The following is a 16,976-nucleotide window of genomic DNA, read 5'->3' on the forward strand; positions in this document are numbered from 1 at the left end:
GTCGGCAAACCACTTCTACCTTATCAGGGAGTTTTTTCTTTTTCTACTCTTCTCCTCGCTTTAAGCTATTTTTTACCCCCGGCTTAGCCGGGGGTTGTCTTTGGTACCACCAAAACAAAAATGGCATCCATCCTTTACAACGGATGGATGCCATTTTTCTTTATTTATGATATAATACCAGCATTCTGAGAAATACGAGGATCACTCTATGCTCCGCATCCAAAATATCTCCCTGCCCCTTGACGGCAGCCAAGGGCAGCTGAAAAAAAAGGCCGCCCGCATTCTGGGCGTGAAACCGGAGGTCATCACCGGGCTGTCTTTAGCCCGGCAGTCCATCGACGCCCGGAAAAAGAACGACGTCCACTACGTCTGCACCGTAGATGTAACCGTGGCCGACGAGGGCAGAGTTATGGCCCGGTGCCGGGATAAAAACGTTTCCCTCCACCAGAGCGCCCCCTATGTTTTCCCAACCGTGCGGCGAACCTCTTCCCTGCCGCCTGTGGTGGTCGGTATGGGCCCCGCCGGGCTGTTTGCCGCCCTCTTTCTGGCCCGGAACGGTCTGGCCCCCATCGTCCTGGAGCGGGGCCGCCCGGTGGAGGAGCGGACCGCTGATGTAGAGCGGTTCTGGACCACCGGCGTGCTGGACCCATCCTCCAACGTCCAGTTTGGTGAGGGAGGGGCAGGCACCTTCTCCGACGGTAAGCTGACCACCGGCACCCACGATCCCCGTATCTCCACCGTATTCTGTACCCTGGTGGGCGCAGGAGCCCCGGAGGACATTCTGTACCAGCACAAGCCCCACATCGGTACCGATGTGCTGCGGGACGTGGTCAAAAATATTCGACAGGAACTGATCCGCCTGGGCTGCGACGTGCGCTTCGGCCATCAGCTCACCGGTCTCATCCTCCGGGATGGGGCGGTAGCCGGACTGACTGTAGAAGGCCCTCAGGGAAGCTATGATCTGCCTTGTGACGCACTGGTCCTCTCCCCCGGCCACTCCGCCCGAGACACCTTCCAGATGCTGCTGGAGGCCGGCGTTCCCATGGAACAGAAGCCCTTTGCCATCGGCGTGCGCATCGAGCACCCCCAGAGCGCTGTCTCTCTGGCTCAGTTTGGCCCCGCCTGGGAGAAACTGCCCGCCGCCGACTACAAGCTGGCCTGCCACCTGCCTAACGGCCGCTCCGCCTTTACCTTCTGCGTCTGTCCCGGCGGCCAGGTGGTAGCCGCCGCCTCTGAGGAGGGGCGGCTGGTAACCAACGGCATGAGCCATCGGGCCAGAGACGGCAAAAATATCAACGGCGGCTTTTTGGTGGGGGTGGGTCCCGCCGACTTCGGCTCCGACCACCCTCTGGCCGGAGTTGCTTTCCAGCGACACTGGGAGGAGGCCGCCTTCACCCTTGGGGGCGGAAACTATCATGCCCCGGCTCAGACCGTAAAGGATTTCCTGGCCCGGCAAGACTCCAAAACTCTGGGCACTGTGGAACCCACTTACCGTCCCGGCATCACCCCTACCGACCTGGACCGCTGCCTGCCTGACTATGTTACTGACACACTACGGGGGGCGCTACCCGTCTTTGACCGAAAGCTTCACGGTTTCGCCGCGCCGAACAGCCTGCTCACCGGTGTGGAGACCCGCTCCTCCTCCCCCGTCCGCATTCTCCGGGGGGAGGACTGCCAGTCCGCCGTCCGGGGCCTCTACCCCTGCGGCGAGGGGGCCGGGTATGCGGGTGGGATCACCTCCGCCGCCGTGGACGGCATTCGAGTGGCCGAAGCGTTAGCCGCACAACCCTAAAGTAAAGTTCGCCGCCGCATTGCTGCGGCGGCGAACTTTTTTACTTCCGATGCAATCATTTTCCTCGCTCAGGTGTGTTATGGGCAGAAAGGAGAGAGCGCTATGGCCATGCAGCTCCAGGGGGATGCCCCCTTCTCCTACGCAATGGAACACCATCTGGACACCGTATACCGGGCGGCCTGCCACAACGCCCCCACCTTACAGGACGCGGAGGATGTAACTCAAGAGGTCTTTGAGGCCCTGCTGCGCAGCGGCAAGGGCTTTCAGGACGGGGAGCATCTGAAGGCCTGGCTGCTGCGGGTGACCATCAACAAGTGTAAAAATCTCCGCCGGGCCAAGCGCAGCGGCGAGGTGCCTCTGTCCGAACATTTCCCCGCTCCTCCGGGGGCGGACGGCTCGGTACTGGACGAGGTGCGGGCCCTGCCGGAGCCCTACCGCAACACCATCTACCTGCACTATTTTGAGGGGTACACCGCTGCTGAGATCGGGGTGATCTTAGGGGCCAAGCGGAACACGGTACTGTCCTGGCTCTCCCGGGGGCGGCAGGCCCTGCGGGAACGGATGATCGGAGGCTTTGAGGATGAATAAGACAGATTATCTGGCCCAAGTTGAGAACCTCCACGCCTCTCAGCAGCTGCGGGAGCGGATCGCCGCCCTTCCCGCCGCCCGCAGGCAGTCCCGGCGATTCAAACCCTGGATGGGGGTATGCGCTGGTCTGGCCGTGGTGGTACTGGGCGGTTTCTGGCTGCTGCCCCGGATCGGAGGCAGCAGCGGCGGCGCCGGCGCCGGTCACGACGAGGCTTCCACCTTCATGTCCTATGCCGGGCCGGTCTTTCCTCTGACCACACTGGAGAACGTCAGTCTGACCGCTGAGCGGCACATCACCCTGGACTTTGCCCCATGGCAAGACGGAAACAGCACTAAAATCCAGATCAAAGACTCCTATATACTCACCAATCCCACAGACACCGACCTGACCGTTACCCTGGTCTATCCCTTTGCCGGGAGTTTCTATGAACTCTATCCCGTTACCTTGACGGCAGACGGCACGGAGTTGGAGACCACCATTTACCCCGGCGTGGGCGGGAACCAGAGCGTGGAGTCCTGGGAGGAATACGCGGCCATCATCAAGGGCGGAGATCTGGCAGCCGCCCACCAGGAGGCTCCCACCCTGGACACTCCGGTGACGGTCTATTCTTTTACCGACTTTGTCCTTCCGGAAAGCGATGCCGCCGCCCCCACCCTGGCGGTGACCTACCCCTGGTCGGAGGACGCCCCCGCCGTATTGACCTATGGCTTCGACGGCAGCGGGATTGACGAGGAGGCAGGCTGGGCCCAACGCCAGTTCTCTCTGCCCGATTCCAACTCGCCTCATGCCGAGGATCCCCGACTACTCATCGTAGTGGGAGATCCGTTGGAGGAATACACCATTCAGGGTTACCAGGACGGCGGCTGTACCCCCGGAGAGGAGCTGGCAGGCGTCTCGGCCCACGTCACCCAGTACCAGTCCACTCTGGGTGACGTACTGGATTCTCTCTGCCAGGCTCCAGACACCCTGGATCAAAAGTACGGAAAACCAATGGGTGTTCTTGCACTTTCCCGAGCAGTATTCTTTGACACCCTCTGCAAGAGCTTTGGAACCTCCATCCCGTCCAACATGACGATGCTGGAGATGGTATTCGAATGGTGCAACATTCAGGAACGCATTTTCTACGGGGAGGCTACCCTCACCATCCCCGCCGGGGAGCGTGTCACGGTGGAGGCCTCCTTTACCAAGGAAGGCAGCTACGACTTCGTGTGCGCCCACACGGAGAACCGCGGAATCTACGGCTATGATCTTCTGACTCAGCTGGGTTCCAACCTGACCTGTACGCAGCAGACCGCCATTTTAGAGGACCGGGGTTTGATTCAGATCGTCCGGCAGAATTTCGGCTTCGACCTGAAAAAGGGGATCAAAACTGTCTCTCTGGACCCGTCGACCGAACACTACTACCTGGAGGTCCGCAGAGCCAATTGAGCAAAAAAGAGCCGCCCTAAAGGGCGGCTCTTTTGTTGTTGTTCAGCGCTGATCCATAGGCACATAATCCGCATGGCTGCCCACATACTTATAGGCAGGACGGATAATTTTACCCATATTGATAAGCTCCTCGATGCGGTGGGCGGACCAGCCTGCCACACGGGCCATAGCAAAGATGGGCGTATACAACTCCAGAGGCAGATCCAGCATATGGTACACAAATCCGGAGTAGAAGTCCACATTGGCGGACACGCCCTTGTACATCTTCCGCTCCCCGGCAATGACCTCGGGGCCCAGACGGGCCACCATGGAGTAGAGCTCGTACTCCTCGTTGCGGCCTTTCTCCCGGGACAGCTTTTCCACAAATGTTTTGAAGATGTTGGCGCGGGGGTCGGACAGAGAGTAAACGGCATGGCCCATACCGTAGATCAGGCCCGCTTTGTCAAAGGCCTTCTTGTCCAGCAGATCCTGGAGATACTGCCGCACCTCGTCCTCATCCTTCCAGTCCCTTACGTGCTCCTTCATGTCCTCAAACATCTGCACCACCTTGATATTGGCACCGCCGTGCTTGGGACCCTTCAGAGAAGCCAAGGCCGCCGCCATACAGGAGTAGGTATCGGTGCCGGAGGAGGTGACCACATGGGTGGTAAAGGTGGAGTTGTTACCGCCGCCGTGCTCGGCATGGAGGGTCAGACAGATATCCAGCACATGGGCCTCCCAGAAGGAATAGGAGGAATCTGCCCGCAGCAGGGAGAGGATGTTCTCCGCCGCCGACAGTTCCGGCCGGGGCGCGTGGATGTACAGGCTGCTGCCGCTTTTATAGTTATAGGCCTGATAGCCGTAGACGCTGAGCATGGGGAACAGGGCAATAAGCTGGACGCACTGGCGCATGACATTGGGCAGAGAGATGTCGTCGGCCCGGTCATCGTAGGAGGCCAGGTTGAGGACACTGCGGGCCAGGGAGTTCATAATGTCATGGCTGGGCGCCTTCAAAATTACGTCCCGCACAAAATTGTTGGGGAGGGAACGATAGTAAGACAGCTGCTTGGTAAAGCCGTCCAGTTCCTCCTTGGTGGGCAGTTTGCCCAGCAAAAGCAGATAGGCGGTCTCCTCAAAGCCAAAGCGCCCCTCCTTCAGAGCGCCTGCCACCAGCTGCTCCACGTCCACGCCGCGGTAATACAGCTTGCCCTCACAGGGAACCTCCTGTCCGTCCACGATCTTCTTGGCCACAATATCGGAGATCTCGGTCAGTCCGGCAAGCACACCCTTACCGTTCAGATCACGCAGGCCCCGCTTCACATCATACTTTACAAAATCGCCTGGATCGATGCGGCTGTTTTCTTTTGCCATAGTCGCCAGGCTCTCGATTTCAGGCGTAATATTACAGTAATTCGGATTGCTTGCCATGAAAAACCTCCATTCTCTTCACATACCCAGGGGATAACCCCTTTGCCAATTAGTTCATTGCTAACTATTATGCCATGAAAATGTTACCACAGTATGAATCGCACTTTATTTTTTCTTTGAAATATTTGTCAGCTTATAAAAGAAAGACCCGCTGCGGCAGTGCCGGACAGCGGGTCGAAATTTAGAACAGATCTTTCTTCTTCAGGATGATGCCGGTCACCAGGATCACGCCCAGGGACAGCACCAGGGGGAACCACCAGAAATGGTCCAGGGGCAGATTGGCTACGTTCATACCGTAGAAGCTGAAGAAAATATTGGGGATGGTAAGCAGGATGGTGATAGAGGTCAGCACCTTCATGATCACGTTCAGGTTGTTGGAGATTACGGAGGCAAAGGCGTCCATCATGCCGGAAATGATGGAGGAATAGATGTTGGCCATCTCGATAGCCTGACGCACCTCGATGAGCACGTCCTCCAGCAGATCGTGGTCCTCCTCATAAAGGGTGATAATGCGTCCCCGGAGGATCTTCTCCAACGTGACCTCATTGGCTTTCAGTGAGGTATTAAAGTAAACCAGCGACTTTTCCAGGTCCAGCAGCTGGATAAGCTCCTTGTTCCGCTGGGATTTGTAGAGCTGTCGCTCCATATAGTTGTAGATCTTGTCGATCTGCTTCAGGTATTGCAGGAAGCGCTTAGCCACCTGGAGCAGCATATAGAGAATAAACTGGGTCCGCTTCTGGGTGTCTGCGTTACGCACCAGCCCATCCTGGAAATCCTTCAGAATGGAGGTTTCCTTCAGGCAGACTGTAATAATGTGCTTTTCCGTGACGATAATGCCCAGAGGCAGGGTGGAATACACCACCGCGTCATCCTTCTCCACCGAAGGAGCGTCAATGATGATGAGGGTCTGTCCCTCTTCCGTGTCGATACGGGAGGTCTCTTCTTCATCCAGCGCGGCCCGCAGGAAGGTGGGCTCCACGCCCAGGGTCACCGCCACTGTGTTCAATTCATCCTCGCTGGGATAAGTCAGGTTGACCCAGCAGCCGTCCCGTACGGCATCCAGCTTGGTCATTTTCCCATTGATGGTCTTATGGATGGAAAGCAATTCACTCACGCCTTTCTGGGCGCAGGGACCAAAAAGGCATAAAAATCCCCGCACACCTATTGTCTCGCTGATTCGTTCCGCTTATACCAGCGGACCGAAAAAGGGCACAGGCGTGCGGGCGCTCCCGGTTATACCGGTCAAACGCCGATCCAATACGCCGTGCCAGTTGTGTTGCATTCTCGACTCAGAGGGTCACCGCTCACGGCGCATATCACTCCCTTATGACATAATCTGTTTCCCCTAAAAACTGGCTGACTGGTACTGCCAGCCGTTGGGCTACCCCTTATTATATGCTATTTCCCACGGAATTGCAAGCCTGCACTCCCGCCGCTCCGCCTTTTCTTCCACAAAGAAATCCAGATTCAGACAAAATGCCTCCTCTAAAATACTTTGCTGGAAGTCTCATCCATGCGCCACGGAAGGCCGCCCCGTATTCTTCCGCTCCTCACGGAATTACAAAGCGGTAGCCCAATCCACGGACTGTTTGGATATACTGGGGCTTGGATGGGTTTTCTTCGATTTTTGCCCGGATTCGGTTGATATAAACCATAATGGCATTTTCGTCAATGATAGCCGACCCCCATACCAGGTCGTAGATCATATCCTTGGAAAAAATATGATTCACATTGTCCATAAACAGCTTGATAATGGCGTTTTCCTTGGAGGAGAGAACCACCTCTTCCCCATTTTTATAGAACCGCAGGGTGCTGGTATTGTACTGAAAGGGACCGGCTGTGATGATCTGATCCGCTCCGGGCAAATTCCCCCGGCTGCGGCGGATCAGGGCTTTTACCTTTGCCGCAAGGGTAACAGGGTTGAGGGGTTTGGTGATATAGTCGTCTGCACCGATGTCCAGACCATAGAGGGTATCATAATCCTCTTTGCGTCCGCTGACGATCATAATGGGGATCTTGCTGCCGTTTCGCCGGATATGCTGAATCACCTGAAACCCATCCATGCCGGACAGATTGATATCCAGCAAAAGCAGATCGTATGTTTTCTTTGTCAGCATTTCAAGGCACTGCTCCCCGGAATCGGCGGTATCTGCCTGAATGCCATTGCTGCTGATCACTTTATACAGCATGGTAAGAACGGCTTTGTCGTCATCAACAATGAGTACAAGATCAGCCAAGGTGCATCCCCCTTTACACGGCTTGCTTCTTCCAGTATGATATCCAGTATAAAAGACGAGTATATGTTTGACAAGGGGGGAATTTACTTGAAGCCGCCCATCAAATTGGAGCGCAAATTTCTGGTTATTATCCTGTTGGCCTTCGCCCTCATATTTGCCGGAATTTTTATGGTATTTCGGGTTTTCCACCAATATGAAAACATTATAATCGAAAACGAAGACCGGCAGCTTTTGGGGCTGTCCCGCTCGGTGGACCGCAGTATCACCAGCTATATTCAGCAATTTTCCCGGGAGCTGAAGCACACATTGCAGAGGAACGACCTGGACGAGGCTGAGACTGCTTACCGAAACACTGGAAATACGGAAGCACTTGCCCTTCAGGTGGAGGGGACCATCCTATCAGAACATCCTCTGACATACGACATTCTTTGTATCGACAATGGAAGTATTTTATACTCCTCCCGCGGAAAAACAGACTATGTGTTTCCGCCCAATGCCGGCCTGGAGGGAGACGTTGACATCAGGCCCTGCGTGGATGCCTCCGGCACCATCTATCTTTCGTTCCAGAAAGGCATGGAAGGAGAGCTGCAATACGCCGTACTGATCGAGCTTACGGAATTTTATGAGGCTGTGGCGGGAAATCTGATTTCCGGCACCCAAGACCGCATTCTGCTTCTGGACGCAGGTGGGCGAACCCTGCTGTATCAAACAGATGAAGGCGCTGTGGCGACCCTGGTCCAGGATGATACAGGCGGCATAATCAATCAGGACGAATTGAATGCGCTGCTGAACTGCCAAAGCCAGGGCGAGAATGTGTCTCTTTTCTACCAGGCTCAGACCAGCGAAGATGGAAAAGCCTATACGGCGCGCATGGCAGCCATCCCAGCCGACGGAAACAATGGTGTGTTTACAGTGGGTGCCTCCCTCAATTATGAAACCATTAAACGGCCCATCCATATGTCCGCTATACGGCTTACCGCCTACAGCAGCATGATCGTGATTGGAATTTTGCTGTTGGCTGGCTCCATCCTGCTGGTGGCCCGGCGCAACGCACGAGCCCAGCAGGAAGTACTCATGCTTCGGGAACAAAATCTTGCCCTGGAGGCGGTCACTAAGAAGTCTCAGGCTCTGGCCCACCATCAGCGGCTGGAGATCATCGGCACCTTGACCTCCAGCATTGCCCATGAATTCAACAACCTTCTGACACCCATTATGGGTTACTCCATTCTGGTTCTGGAAAAACTGCCGCCGGACGCCGAAGAGACCTATGACAATGTGCTGGAAATTTACGAGGCCTCCAGAAAGGCAAAAACCATTATCTCCCGCCTCTCGGACCTCTCCCGCAAAAATACTCCCCTCACTTTCCAGTATATCTCGCCGGACGATCTGGTGGTCCGCGTTCTGGAGATCGCCGCACCGGCGAAACCTCCCAAGGTAGAGGTCAGCCACAAGCTTCAGTGCCGGCACCTCTGGGTACACGGCAACGAGATCCAGCTGTCCCAGATGCTGCTCAACCTGGTTTTAAACACCTACCAGGCCATGGAGACAGACGGCGGAACCCTTACCATCACAACCGAACCTGAGGATGACTGGATCTGCCTCCATGTGGCCGACACAGGGCCTGGAATCGACCCTGCACTGCTGGAAACCATCTTTGAGCCCTTCTTTACCACCAAGGAGCGAGGCAAAGGAACCGGGCTGGGTCTGGCCATCGTACAGCAGGTGGTAAAGGAACACCACGGCACGGTCCGTGTCCACAGCGAATTGGGACAGGGAACCACATTCACCGTTCGACTGCCCATCCCCGCCCAGGAGGATGAACACTGCGACAACAGCATATCATAAGAAAGAGGATGGATGTTTTCCTGTTGGGAGGCATCCATCCTCTTTTCTTAACAAATATTAAGGGTACAGTAATTTCCCATTAAGCAGAGATTGTTATAATTTTGACAAATTCATTCTTGTCACGAAGTGGAGCCGTCAGATGATTATAACGATTGCACGGAAATATGGCAGCGGCGGCCGGGAGATCGGCCAGAGACTGGCCAAACATCTGAATATTCCCTATTACAATGTGGACGCCCTGCCCCACACTCGAATCGAGGACTGGCAGGAAGAGATTCTCCGGCTGGCCGATGCCGGGCCTTGCGTCATGGTGGGCTTCTGTGCCGATCATGTGCTGGCCGGGCGGGAAGGCCTCATGCGTACCTTCATCCACTGTGACATGGAGCATCGCCTCCAGCGGATCATGGAAGAAAATCATCTCTCCAGAGAACAGGCCCAGCGCGAGGCCCTCTACCAGGACCGGGAGAGGGCCCGGCTGTACGGACTCTATACCGGCGAGAAATGGGCCAATCTGGACCGGTATGATCTGACTGTAAACAGCAGTCTGTTGGGAACAGTCGGCACTGTGGAATTGCTGGGTCAGTTTGTGGCGCTGAATGTCATGCGCAAGCGCAGAGGTCAGTGAAATGAGAGAAGCATACAAAACAGTTCGATTGATTCTGTGCCGGGGCGATCTTCTGGCGGTGTGCCTGGTCCTTATGGCCGCGGCCGCTCTGATTGCCGGCTGGAGTATGGGTTCGGGCGGAAAGGCCGCTTCTGTCCAGATCTGGCAGGACGGCATTTGGAAGGGCGAGTATGACCTGATGCAGGATCAGGAGATCCAGATCAGCGGCAGCTATCAGAACACGGTCAAAATCCAAAATGGCCGGGCTGCCATCATTGATTCCAACTGTCCGGGCCAGGACTGCGTCAAAAGCGGTTGGCATGAAGATGCCAGGCAGAGCATCGTCTGCCTGCCCAACCGCCTGGAGCTTCGTCTGGTGGGTACCGAAGGGGAGCCCCAGGTGGACGGTGTAACCAGATAGGAGGCTGACATGGGTAAAACAAGATCTCTTGCATTAAGCGCCATGCTGATTGCACTTGCATTGGGGTTATCCTATATGGAGCGCTTTCTTCCCCTACAGCTGCTGATCCCGCTGCCGGGGGTAAAGCTGGGGCTGGCCAATATTGTCACCCTGTTTGCCCTGTACTTTTTGGGCGGCAAAAGCGCCGTTCAGATCCTTGTCATACGGTGCGCCCTTGGTGCCATGTTTGGCGGCGGCCTTACCGCCTTTTTCTTTTCCATCACCGGCGGGGTACTGGCCATGGCCACCATGGCTTTGACCCGCCGCCTCCCCTTTCTGTCCATCTATGGGGTGAGCATCTGCGGTGCGGCCGCCCACCAGACCGGTCAGGTCCTGATGGCGGTGCTCTTGCTGCGCTCTGTCTATGTGGCCGGATATCTTCCGGCGCTGCTGCTGATTTCCATTGTCACAGGGTTTTTGACCGGTGCAGTCTCTGCCGCCTGTTTCCGGGCCATGATCGCGGCACAGCTGCCCTTTGCATCAAACATGGAGGTTTCCTATGCTGGAGAATTTGATTGAAACTGCCCTGCCCACCATCATCGCAATTCTGGAGATCATGGGTATCTTCGTGGTAGTGGTCTCGGCCACCGGCGCATTTATCCGTTACCTGAAAGGGCTTGTCACCCACTCCGGATCAGACGTCAAATTTGCTCTGGCCAACGGGCTGGCCATCAGTCTGGAATTCAAAATGGCCGCTGAGATTTTGAAAACCGTCCTGGTGCATGAGCTCAATGAGCTGATGGTATTGGGGGCGGTCATCCTTTTGCGCGCGCTGTTATCATTTCTCATTCACTTTGAAATGAAGCAGATACATCACACCGAATCATAATTCAGGAGGTATCACAAATGAAGAAACTGCTTGCACTGATCCTGTCCGGTACGCTGACTATGGGCGCACTGTCCGCCTGCGGCAGCACGGCAGTGGTGGCTATCCCTCAGCCTGAGGAATCTGCGCCCGCCGTCACCGAACCGGTTCCGGAACACACTCAAGGTACATCGGATGCCGCGGTCAAAACCGGCCTCTATCTGGGCACCAGCTTGTCCAGCAGCAAAAATGCCGCGGACGGCGAGGATGGATACAGTCAGGCCAATATTGAACTGGTGGCGGTCACTGTGACCGACGAAGGGGTCATCGACTCCTGCGTGATCAACTCCATCCAGGCAAAAGCCACCTTTGACGCCACCGGAACCCTGACTGCCGACCTGACCGCCCAGGTGCCCTCCAAAAACGAGCTGGGCAGCAATTACGGTATGGGCCATGTCAGCTCCATCGGCAAGGAGTGGAACGAACAGGTTCAGGCTCTGGCCGATTACGTAGAGGGCAAGACGGTGGAGGAGATCAAGGGCATCGCCGTGACCGAGGAGGGCAAGGCCGCCGATGCGGATCTGGCTGCTTCCGTCACCGTCTCCATCGCCGGCTATCTGGATGCCATCGAGCAGGCGGTTTCCAACGCCACTCATCTTGGCGCCATGCAGGGGGATCGTCTGGTTCTGACCACCTCCACCAACATTGCCAACAGCAAGAGCGCCACCGCTGAGGAGCCCGGCCAGGTCCAGACCTCCGCCACTGTGGCCGCCATTACCCTGAACGGCGACGTGATCACCAGCTGCTACATCGACGCTGTGCAGGCCAACGTGGACTTTGACGCTGCCGGCGTTATCACCACCGACCTGACCGCGGTACCGCCCACCAAAAATGAGCTGGGCGACAACTACGGCATGGGCCAGATCAGCCCCATCGGCAAGGAATGGAACGAGCAGGTGGCTGCCTTCTGCGCATATGTGACCGGCAAGACCCTGGACCAGGTGGCGGAGATCGCCGTGACCGAAAAGGGCGCTGCCGCCGACGCAGACCTGGCCGCCTCGGTCACCATTGCCATCGGGGAGTTCCAGGCCCTGATTGCAAAAGCCGCCGCCTGAGTTTTCTTCAGACGGCAGCTTGATACGCCTGTCATTTGGAAAGTAGAGGTTATATGAAGCGAACGGCCACTTTGATCCTCCTGCTGGTTCTGCTCTGCGGGTGCACAGCAGCCCCCGCAAAGCCTGACGACACTGGGCTGAACCGCTATGAGGCCACATTTCTGACTCTGTTTGACACCGTCACCACCATCGTGGGATATGCCGAAACCGAGGAGGCCTTTACCGACACGGCCCAGGCCTTCCATGATGAACTGCTGGAATATCATCAGCTCTACGACATTTACAATGAGTACGAGGGAATCAACAACATCAAGACCATCAACGATCACGGCTGGGAACACCCCATCAAGGTGGATCAGCGGATCATTGACCTGCTGTTGTTCAGCAAGGAGCTGTATACCCAGACGGAGGGCAGGGTCAATATCGCCATGGGCAGCGTACTTCGCCTGTGGCATGACGCCCGGGAAACCGGCATAGCCGACCCCAGTCGGGCGGCACTGCCGGACCAGGCTGCCCTGGAGCAGGCCGCAGCCCACACGGATATCGACAGCATCCAGATTGACGTGGAAGAAAGTACCGTTTTCCTGTCTGACCCGGAGGTCAAACTGGATGTTGGCGCCATTGCCAAAGGCTATGCGGTGGAGCAGGTCTGCCGGAACACCCCCTCCGGGCTGCTCATCAGCGTGGGTGGAAATGTCTGTCCCACCGGCCCAAAGCCGGAAAGCGGCCAGCCGTGGGTGGTAGGCATTCAGGACCCGGAAGATCCGGAGCAATATCTCCATACCATCTATGTGGAAGATGTCTCTGTGGTCACCAGCGGAGATTATCAGCGGTATTTTACCGTGGACGGCGTTCCATACCACCATATCATAGATCCTGACACCAACTATCCTGCCGGCTACTGGCGCTCGGTCACCATTCTGTGCCGGGATTCCGGTGTAGCAGACGCCCTCTCTACCGCCCTTTTTACCCTGCCCCAGGAGGAGGGACAGGCCCTGCTGGACGCCTTCCAGGCAGAAGCCATGTGGGTGCGTCAGGACGGAACCATCCTGTACAGCCCCGGATTTCAGGCGTATATCCGCATATAGCCAAAGCGCTCATATCATCGAGGTGGAAAGAATGAGAAAATTGTTTTGGGGTGGTATCCACCCAGAGGGACATAAAGCTCTCTCCCGGGGCGCGGCCCCCATTCCCGCACCCCTGCCGGCGCAGGTCGTCCTGCCCATGATCCAGCATATCGGCGCAGCCTGCACCCCCGTGGTCAAGGTGGGCGATCAGGTCAAAATGGGACAAAAGATCGGCGATGGCCAAGGAATCTGCGCCCCCATCCATGCCTCTGTCTCCGGTAAAGTGGTGGCTGTGGAGCCCCGTCCCCACCCCGGCGGCAGCGAAGCGCTGTCCGTCGTGATCGGAAATGACTATACAGACACACCGGACGACACCCTAAAGCCCCATCTGACCCACCAGGATCTCTCTGGAGATGAGATCCTCCGCATCATCCGGGATGCAGGCATCGTGGGCATGGGCGGCGCCGCATTCCCCACAGACGTGAAGGCCTTCTCCGCACTGGGCCAGGTGGACTATGTCATCATCAACGCCTGTGAGTGCGAGCCGTATATTACGGCGGACGATATCCTCATCTGTACTTATCCGGAGCAGGTGATCTGGGGAACGGAGACCCTGATCCATACCCTCGCACCCAAGCATACGGTGATCGCCATTGAGGACAACAAGCAGGAGGCCATCCGCATCCTGAGGGACGCCCTGCCCAAGGACTCATCCATCGAATTGCGGGTACTGCCCACCCGCTACCCCCAGGGCGCGGAGAAGCAGCTGATCCAGGCCGTGACCAACCGACAGGTCCCTCCGGGCAAGCTGCCCGCCGCCGTGGGCTGCGCCGTGTTCAACGCAGCCACCGCTGCCGCCGTCTATCAGGCGGTATACGAGGGAAAACCGGTCACCCGCCGCATCGTGACGGTCACCGGCGACGGAGCTGCGGCGCCCAAGAATATGATTTTCCGCATCGGTACCTCCTTCGGGCAGGCCATTGACGCTGCCGGCGGCATGGCGGAGGACACCCAAAAAGTGCTGTCCGGCGGCCCCATGATGGGCCTTGCCCAAAAGGACCTGGCCGTGCCGGTGCTGAAGGGCACCAACGCCATTCTGTGCCTGAAAGCCACAGTTCCCCAGTCCAAAACCCAGACCTGTATCCGCTGCGCCAAGTGCGTGTCCGTCTGTCCCATGCACCTGCAGCCTCTGTACCTGTACCGTTTTGAACAGGCCGGGAACTGGAAGGAACTTGAGAAGCTGCATTTGACGGACTGTATCGAGTGCGGAAGCTGCAGCTACACCTGCCCGGCACAGCTCCCGCTGGTGGAGCGGTTCCGTGCGGGCAAACAGCAGCTGAAGGAGGCAAAGAAAGCATGAAACTGCTTGTAACATCCTCTCCGCACATTCACAGCGGGTCCCGCACCAGCCGTCTGATGGGAGCGGTGCTGATCGCGCTGATTCCCGCCCTTGTGGCCGGTGTGTGGTTCTTTGGTATCAGAGCCCTGGTCCTGACCGCAGTCACCGTGCTGGCCTGCCTGCTCTCTGAGTGGCTCTACCGCATGGTCACCCGGCAGAGCAACACCCTGCCGGACCTGTCCGCAGCGGTGACCGGCGTTCTGCTGGCTATGACCCTCCCCGCCTCCGCCCCCTACTGGCTGGCGGCTGTGGGCGGTGTCTTTGCCATTGTGGTGGTCAAGGGGCTGATCGGCGGTCTGGGACAGAACATCTTTAACCCTGCCCTGGCTGCCCGGGCTTTCCTGGTCCTGTTCTGGCCCAGCTGGATGGTCCGCTATGCGGCGCCTGGTACCTCCCTGGACCCGCTGTCGGTCTCAGTGGACATCGTATCCTCCGCCACCCCTCTGCACCATATGCAGATGCCTGCGCTGCCTACGGAGTCCCTGCTGGATGTATTTCTGGGGAATATGGGCGGCTGTATCGGCGAGGTGTCCGCCCTGGCCCTGCTGCTGGGCGGCGGATACCTGCTGCTCCGCAAGGTGATCTCCTGGCGCATCCCGGTCACCTATCTGGGTTCTGTGGCACTGCTTACCCTGATCTTCTCCAAAGGCCAGGACCCCATCCTGTGGATGCTCTACAGCCTGATGGGCGGAGGCGTGCTGCTGGGCGCCTTCTTTATGGCCACCGACTATGCCACCTCCCCTGTTACCCCCATGGGCCAGCTGATCTACGGCGTGGGATGCGGCGTACTGACCGTCTGCTTCCGCTACTACGGACTTTTCCCGGAAGGGGTCACCTATGCCATCCTGCTGATGAACGCCTGTGTCTGGAGCCTGGACCGGCTCACACCCTCCAAACGCTTTGGTACTGTGAAAGGAGGCGGCGTACAGTGAACGTAAAACAGTTGATCCAGCCTGTGGCTGCCCTTCTTATCGCCGCCCTGGTTTTGTTCCTGGGCACCACCGTGCTCTCCCCCATTGCTCAGGAAAACAAGGAACAGGAGCTGCAGTCCATCCTCTCCAGCCTTCTGCCCGGCGCAGAATCCTTTGTCCAGGAGGAGTACACCGGCGAGGACGAGGCTATCTCCGCGGTCTACAAGGCAGATAACGGCTATGTGATTGAAACGGTCACCGCCGGATATGCCGGCGATATCACCATGCTGGTAGGCGTCAATCTGGACGGCACCATTGCCAGTCTGGTGGTGCGGGATATGCAGGAGACCTACGGGCTTGGCATGGAGGCCCTCTCCGATGTATCCTTCCTGTCTCAGTTCCTCTGGAATGGCACCACCTTCACCGTAGGCGAAAATGTGGACGCCCTCACCGGCGCCACCGTTACCTCCAAGGCGGTGGCCAAGGCTGTTACCTCAGCCAGTGCCTTTGTAACCGGCGCGGATATTGGCTCCAGCGCCACCGAATGGGGAGGTTGATGTGATGAAAAATACCTATCGTCTGAATACCTTCCTGGCTGCGGTAGCGGGTCTGGTATTTCTGGGCTATCTGGCAGAGCACGCCTTTGCTCCTGCCGCCATCCTGCCACCGCTAGATCTGATGCTGGTCAGCGGGATCTCCCTGGTGGCCCTGATTCTCGAGCATTATTCCGGGAAACCGGTAGAGCGTCGCAGCTGGCCTGTGACAGCGCTGCTCAGCGCGCTGACCTTCGTTCTGCTGCCTCTGGCGGCAGGTCTCATGTCCGGTCAGGAGCTGCTCCGGTTTGCCCTGGTGAGCTGGGCTGCGTTTATGGTGCTGACCTTCCTGTTTACCGCCATCTGTCAGCGTCTGGCCTCCAGTCCGGCAAGCAAGATCGCACCCCTGCTCTCTGCCGGGGTCCTGTTCCTGGCGGTTCAGGGCTGCAGCCGCCTTTTCCTGTGATTGATCCCTTTCGTATCTCAGGAAAGGAATCAGATAAAACAGGAACAACAAGAGGCGGGAACATCTGAAGCGATGTTCCCGCCTTAATGATATCATTTATGAGTTCTTTGTCCTATTTTCTTGCACATAGTTCACAAGCTGATCCAACATAGAACTATCCGTTGCATGATAAACTAAAAATCCATTATTCTCTCCCAAATGAATACGCCGCCTGAAACGGTGCCCTTAGACCGCACGAATGGTGCAGCCAGACCGCAGACATGGTGCATGGTCACCGCAGACATGGTGCATTGACAGGATGGCCACTAAAATGGATTC

17 protein-coding genes are annotated in these 16,976 nt (G+C 57.2%); 14 read left to right on the forward strand and 3 right to left on the reverse strand.

Going from position 1 to position 16,976, the window contains the following annotated elements; genetic code table 11:
• Positions 1 to 208 precede the first annotated feature (208 nt).
• The 3 genes from B5G06_RS12505 to B5G06_RS12515 all read left to right on the forward strand — a co-directional run bounded on the left by B5G06_RS12505 (position 209) and on the right by B5G06_RS12515 (position 3,809).
• The gene (locus tag B5G06_RS12505; protein WP_087189390.1) at positions 209 to 1,792 is read left to right on the forward strand and encodes an NAD(P)/FAD-dependent oxidoreductase; all 1,584 of its coding nucleotides are present in this window, start codon (positions 209 to 211) and stop codon (positions 1,790 to 1,792) included.
• 102 nt (positions 1,793 to 1,894) lie between these two features.
• Positions 1,895 to 2,380, forward strand: coding sequence for an RNA polymerase sigma factor (locus B5G06_RS12510; RefSeq protein ID WP_087189391.1), 486 nt, complete (start codon positions 1,895 to 1,897; stop codon positions 2,378 to 2,380).
• The gene (locus tag B5G06_RS12515; protein ID WP_087189392.1) at positions 2,373 to 3,809 is read left to right on the forward strand and encodes a hypothetical protein; all 1,437 of its coding nucleotides are present in this window, start codon (positions 2,373 to 2,375) and stop codon (positions 3,807 to 3,809) included. The genes B5G06_RS12510 and B5G06_RS12515 overlap by 8 nt, the downstream gene beginning before the upstream one ends.
• A 42-nt stretch (positions 3,810 to 3,851) precedes the next feature.
• On the opposite strand, the gene B5G06_RS12520 is transcribed toward B5G06_RS12515, so the two are convergent.
• From B5G06_RS12520 to B5G06_RS12530, 3 genes are all read right to left on the reverse strand, one after another.
• Positions 3,852 to 5,216 (reverse strand): citrate/2-methylcitrate synthase, encoded by a 1,365-nt coding sequence (locus B5G06_RS12520; RefSeq protein ID WP_087189393.1) that lies wholly within the window; start codon positions 5,214 to 5,216, stop codon positions 3,852 to 3,854.
• Positions 5,217 to 5,397: 181 nt separating this feature from the next.
• Positions 5,398 to 6,321 carry a magnesium transporter CorA family protein gene (locus tag B5G06_RS12525; protein ID WP_242955494.1) on the reverse strand — a complete coding sequence of 308 codons (924 nt, stop codon included), beginning with the start codon at positions 6,319 to 6,321 and terminating at the stop codon, positions 5,398 to 5,400.
• Positions 6,322 to 6,766: 445 nt separating this feature from the next.
• Complete coding sequence (locus B5G06_RS12530) at positions 6,767 to 7,453, reverse strand: response regulator transcription factor (RefSeq protein WP_087189394.1); 687 nt, start codon at positions 7,451 to 7,453, stop codon at positions 6,767 to 6,769.
• 87 nt (positions 7,454 to 7,540) lie between these two features.
• Here B5G06_RS12530 and B5G06_RS12535 point away from each other — a divergent pair, with 87 nt between their 5' ends.
• The 11 genes from B5G06_RS12535 (at position 7,541) to B5G06_RS12585 (ending at position 16,658) form a co-directional block, all read left to right on the forward strand.
• The gene (locus B5G06_RS12535) at positions 7,541 to 9,298 is read left to right on the forward strand and encodes a sensor histidine kinase (RefSeq protein WP_158094715.1); all 1,758 of its coding nucleotides are present in this window, start codon (positions 7,541 to 7,543) and stop codon (positions 9,296 to 9,298) included.
• Between the two features lie 139 nt (positions 9,299 to 9,437).
• Positions 9,438 to 9,923 (forward strand): AAA family ATPase, encoded by a 486-nt coding sequence (locus tag B5G06_RS12540; RefSeq protein ID WP_087189396.1) that lies wholly within the window; start codon positions 9,438 to 9,440, stop codon positions 9,921 to 9,923.
• Between the two features lies 1 nt (position 9,924).
• Positions 9,925 to 10,323 (forward strand): NusG domain II-containing protein, encoded by a 399-nt coding sequence (locus B5G06_RS12545; RefSeq protein WP_158094716.1) that lies wholly within the window; start codon positions 9,925 to 9,927, stop codon positions 10,321 to 10,323.
• A gap of 9 nt (positions 10,324 to 10,332) precedes the next feature.
• Positions 10,333 to 10,881, forward strand: a complete 549-nt coding sequence (locus B5G06_RS12550) for a Gx transporter family protein (protein WP_242955493.1) — start codon at positions 10,333 to 10,335, stop codon at positions 10,879 to 10,881.
• Complete coding sequence (locus B5G06_RS12555) at positions 10,862 to 11,191, forward strand: DUF1622 domain-containing protein (protein ID WP_087189406.1); 330 nt, start codon at positions 10,862 to 10,864, stop codon at positions 11,189 to 11,191. The genes B5G06_RS12550 and B5G06_RS12555 overlap by 20 nt, the downstream gene beginning before the upstream one ends.
• A 17-nt stretch (positions 11,192 to 11,208) precedes the next feature.
• A complete protein-coding gene (locus B5G06_RS12560; protein ID WP_087189398.1) occupies positions 11,209 to 12,282 on the forward strand; it encodes a hypothetical protein in 1,074 nt (357 codons plus the stop codon).
• 53 nt (positions 12,283 to 12,335) lie between these two features.
• On the forward strand, positions 12,336 to 13,370 hold the full coding sequence (locus tag B5G06_RS12565; protein WP_087189399.1) for an FAD:protein FMN transferase: 1,035 nt from the start codon (positions 12,336 to 12,338) through the stop codon (positions 13,368 to 13,370).
• A 31-nt stretch (positions 13,371 to 13,401) separates the two neighbouring features.
• Positions 13,402 to 14,709: an electron transport complex subunit RsxC gene (gene rsxC, locus B5G06_RS12570; protein ID WP_087189400.1), complete on the forward strand. Its 1,308-nt coding sequence runs from the start codon at positions 13,402 to 13,404 to the stop codon at positions 14,707 to 14,709.
• Complete coding sequence (locus B5G06_RS12575; RefSeq protein ID WP_087189401.1) at positions 14,706 to 15,680, forward strand: RnfABCDGE type electron transport complex subunit D; 975 nt, start codon at positions 14,706 to 14,708, stop codon at positions 15,678 to 15,680. The genes rsxC and B5G06_RS12575 overlap by 4 nt, the downstream gene beginning before the upstream one ends.
• A complete protein-coding gene (locus B5G06_RS12580) occupies positions 15,677 to 16,216 on the forward strand; it encodes an FMN-binding protein (protein WP_087189402.1) in 540 nt (179 codons plus the stop codon). Before B5G06_RS12575 ends, B5G06_RS12580 begins: the two co-directional genes overlap by 4 nt.
• 4 nt (positions 16,217 to 16,220) lie before the next feature.
• Positions 16,221 to 16,658, forward strand: coding sequence for a hypothetical protein (locus B5G06_RS12585; RefSeq protein WP_087189403.1), 438 nt, complete (start codon positions 16,221 to 16,223; stop codon positions 16,656 to 16,658).
• Positions 16,659 to 16,976: the final 318 nt, after the last annotated feature.

Source organism: Flavonifractor sp. An52 (assembly GCF_002159385.1).
GTDB lineage: Bacteria > Bacillota > Clostridia > Oscillospirales > Oscillospiraceae > Flavonifractor > Flavonifractor avicola.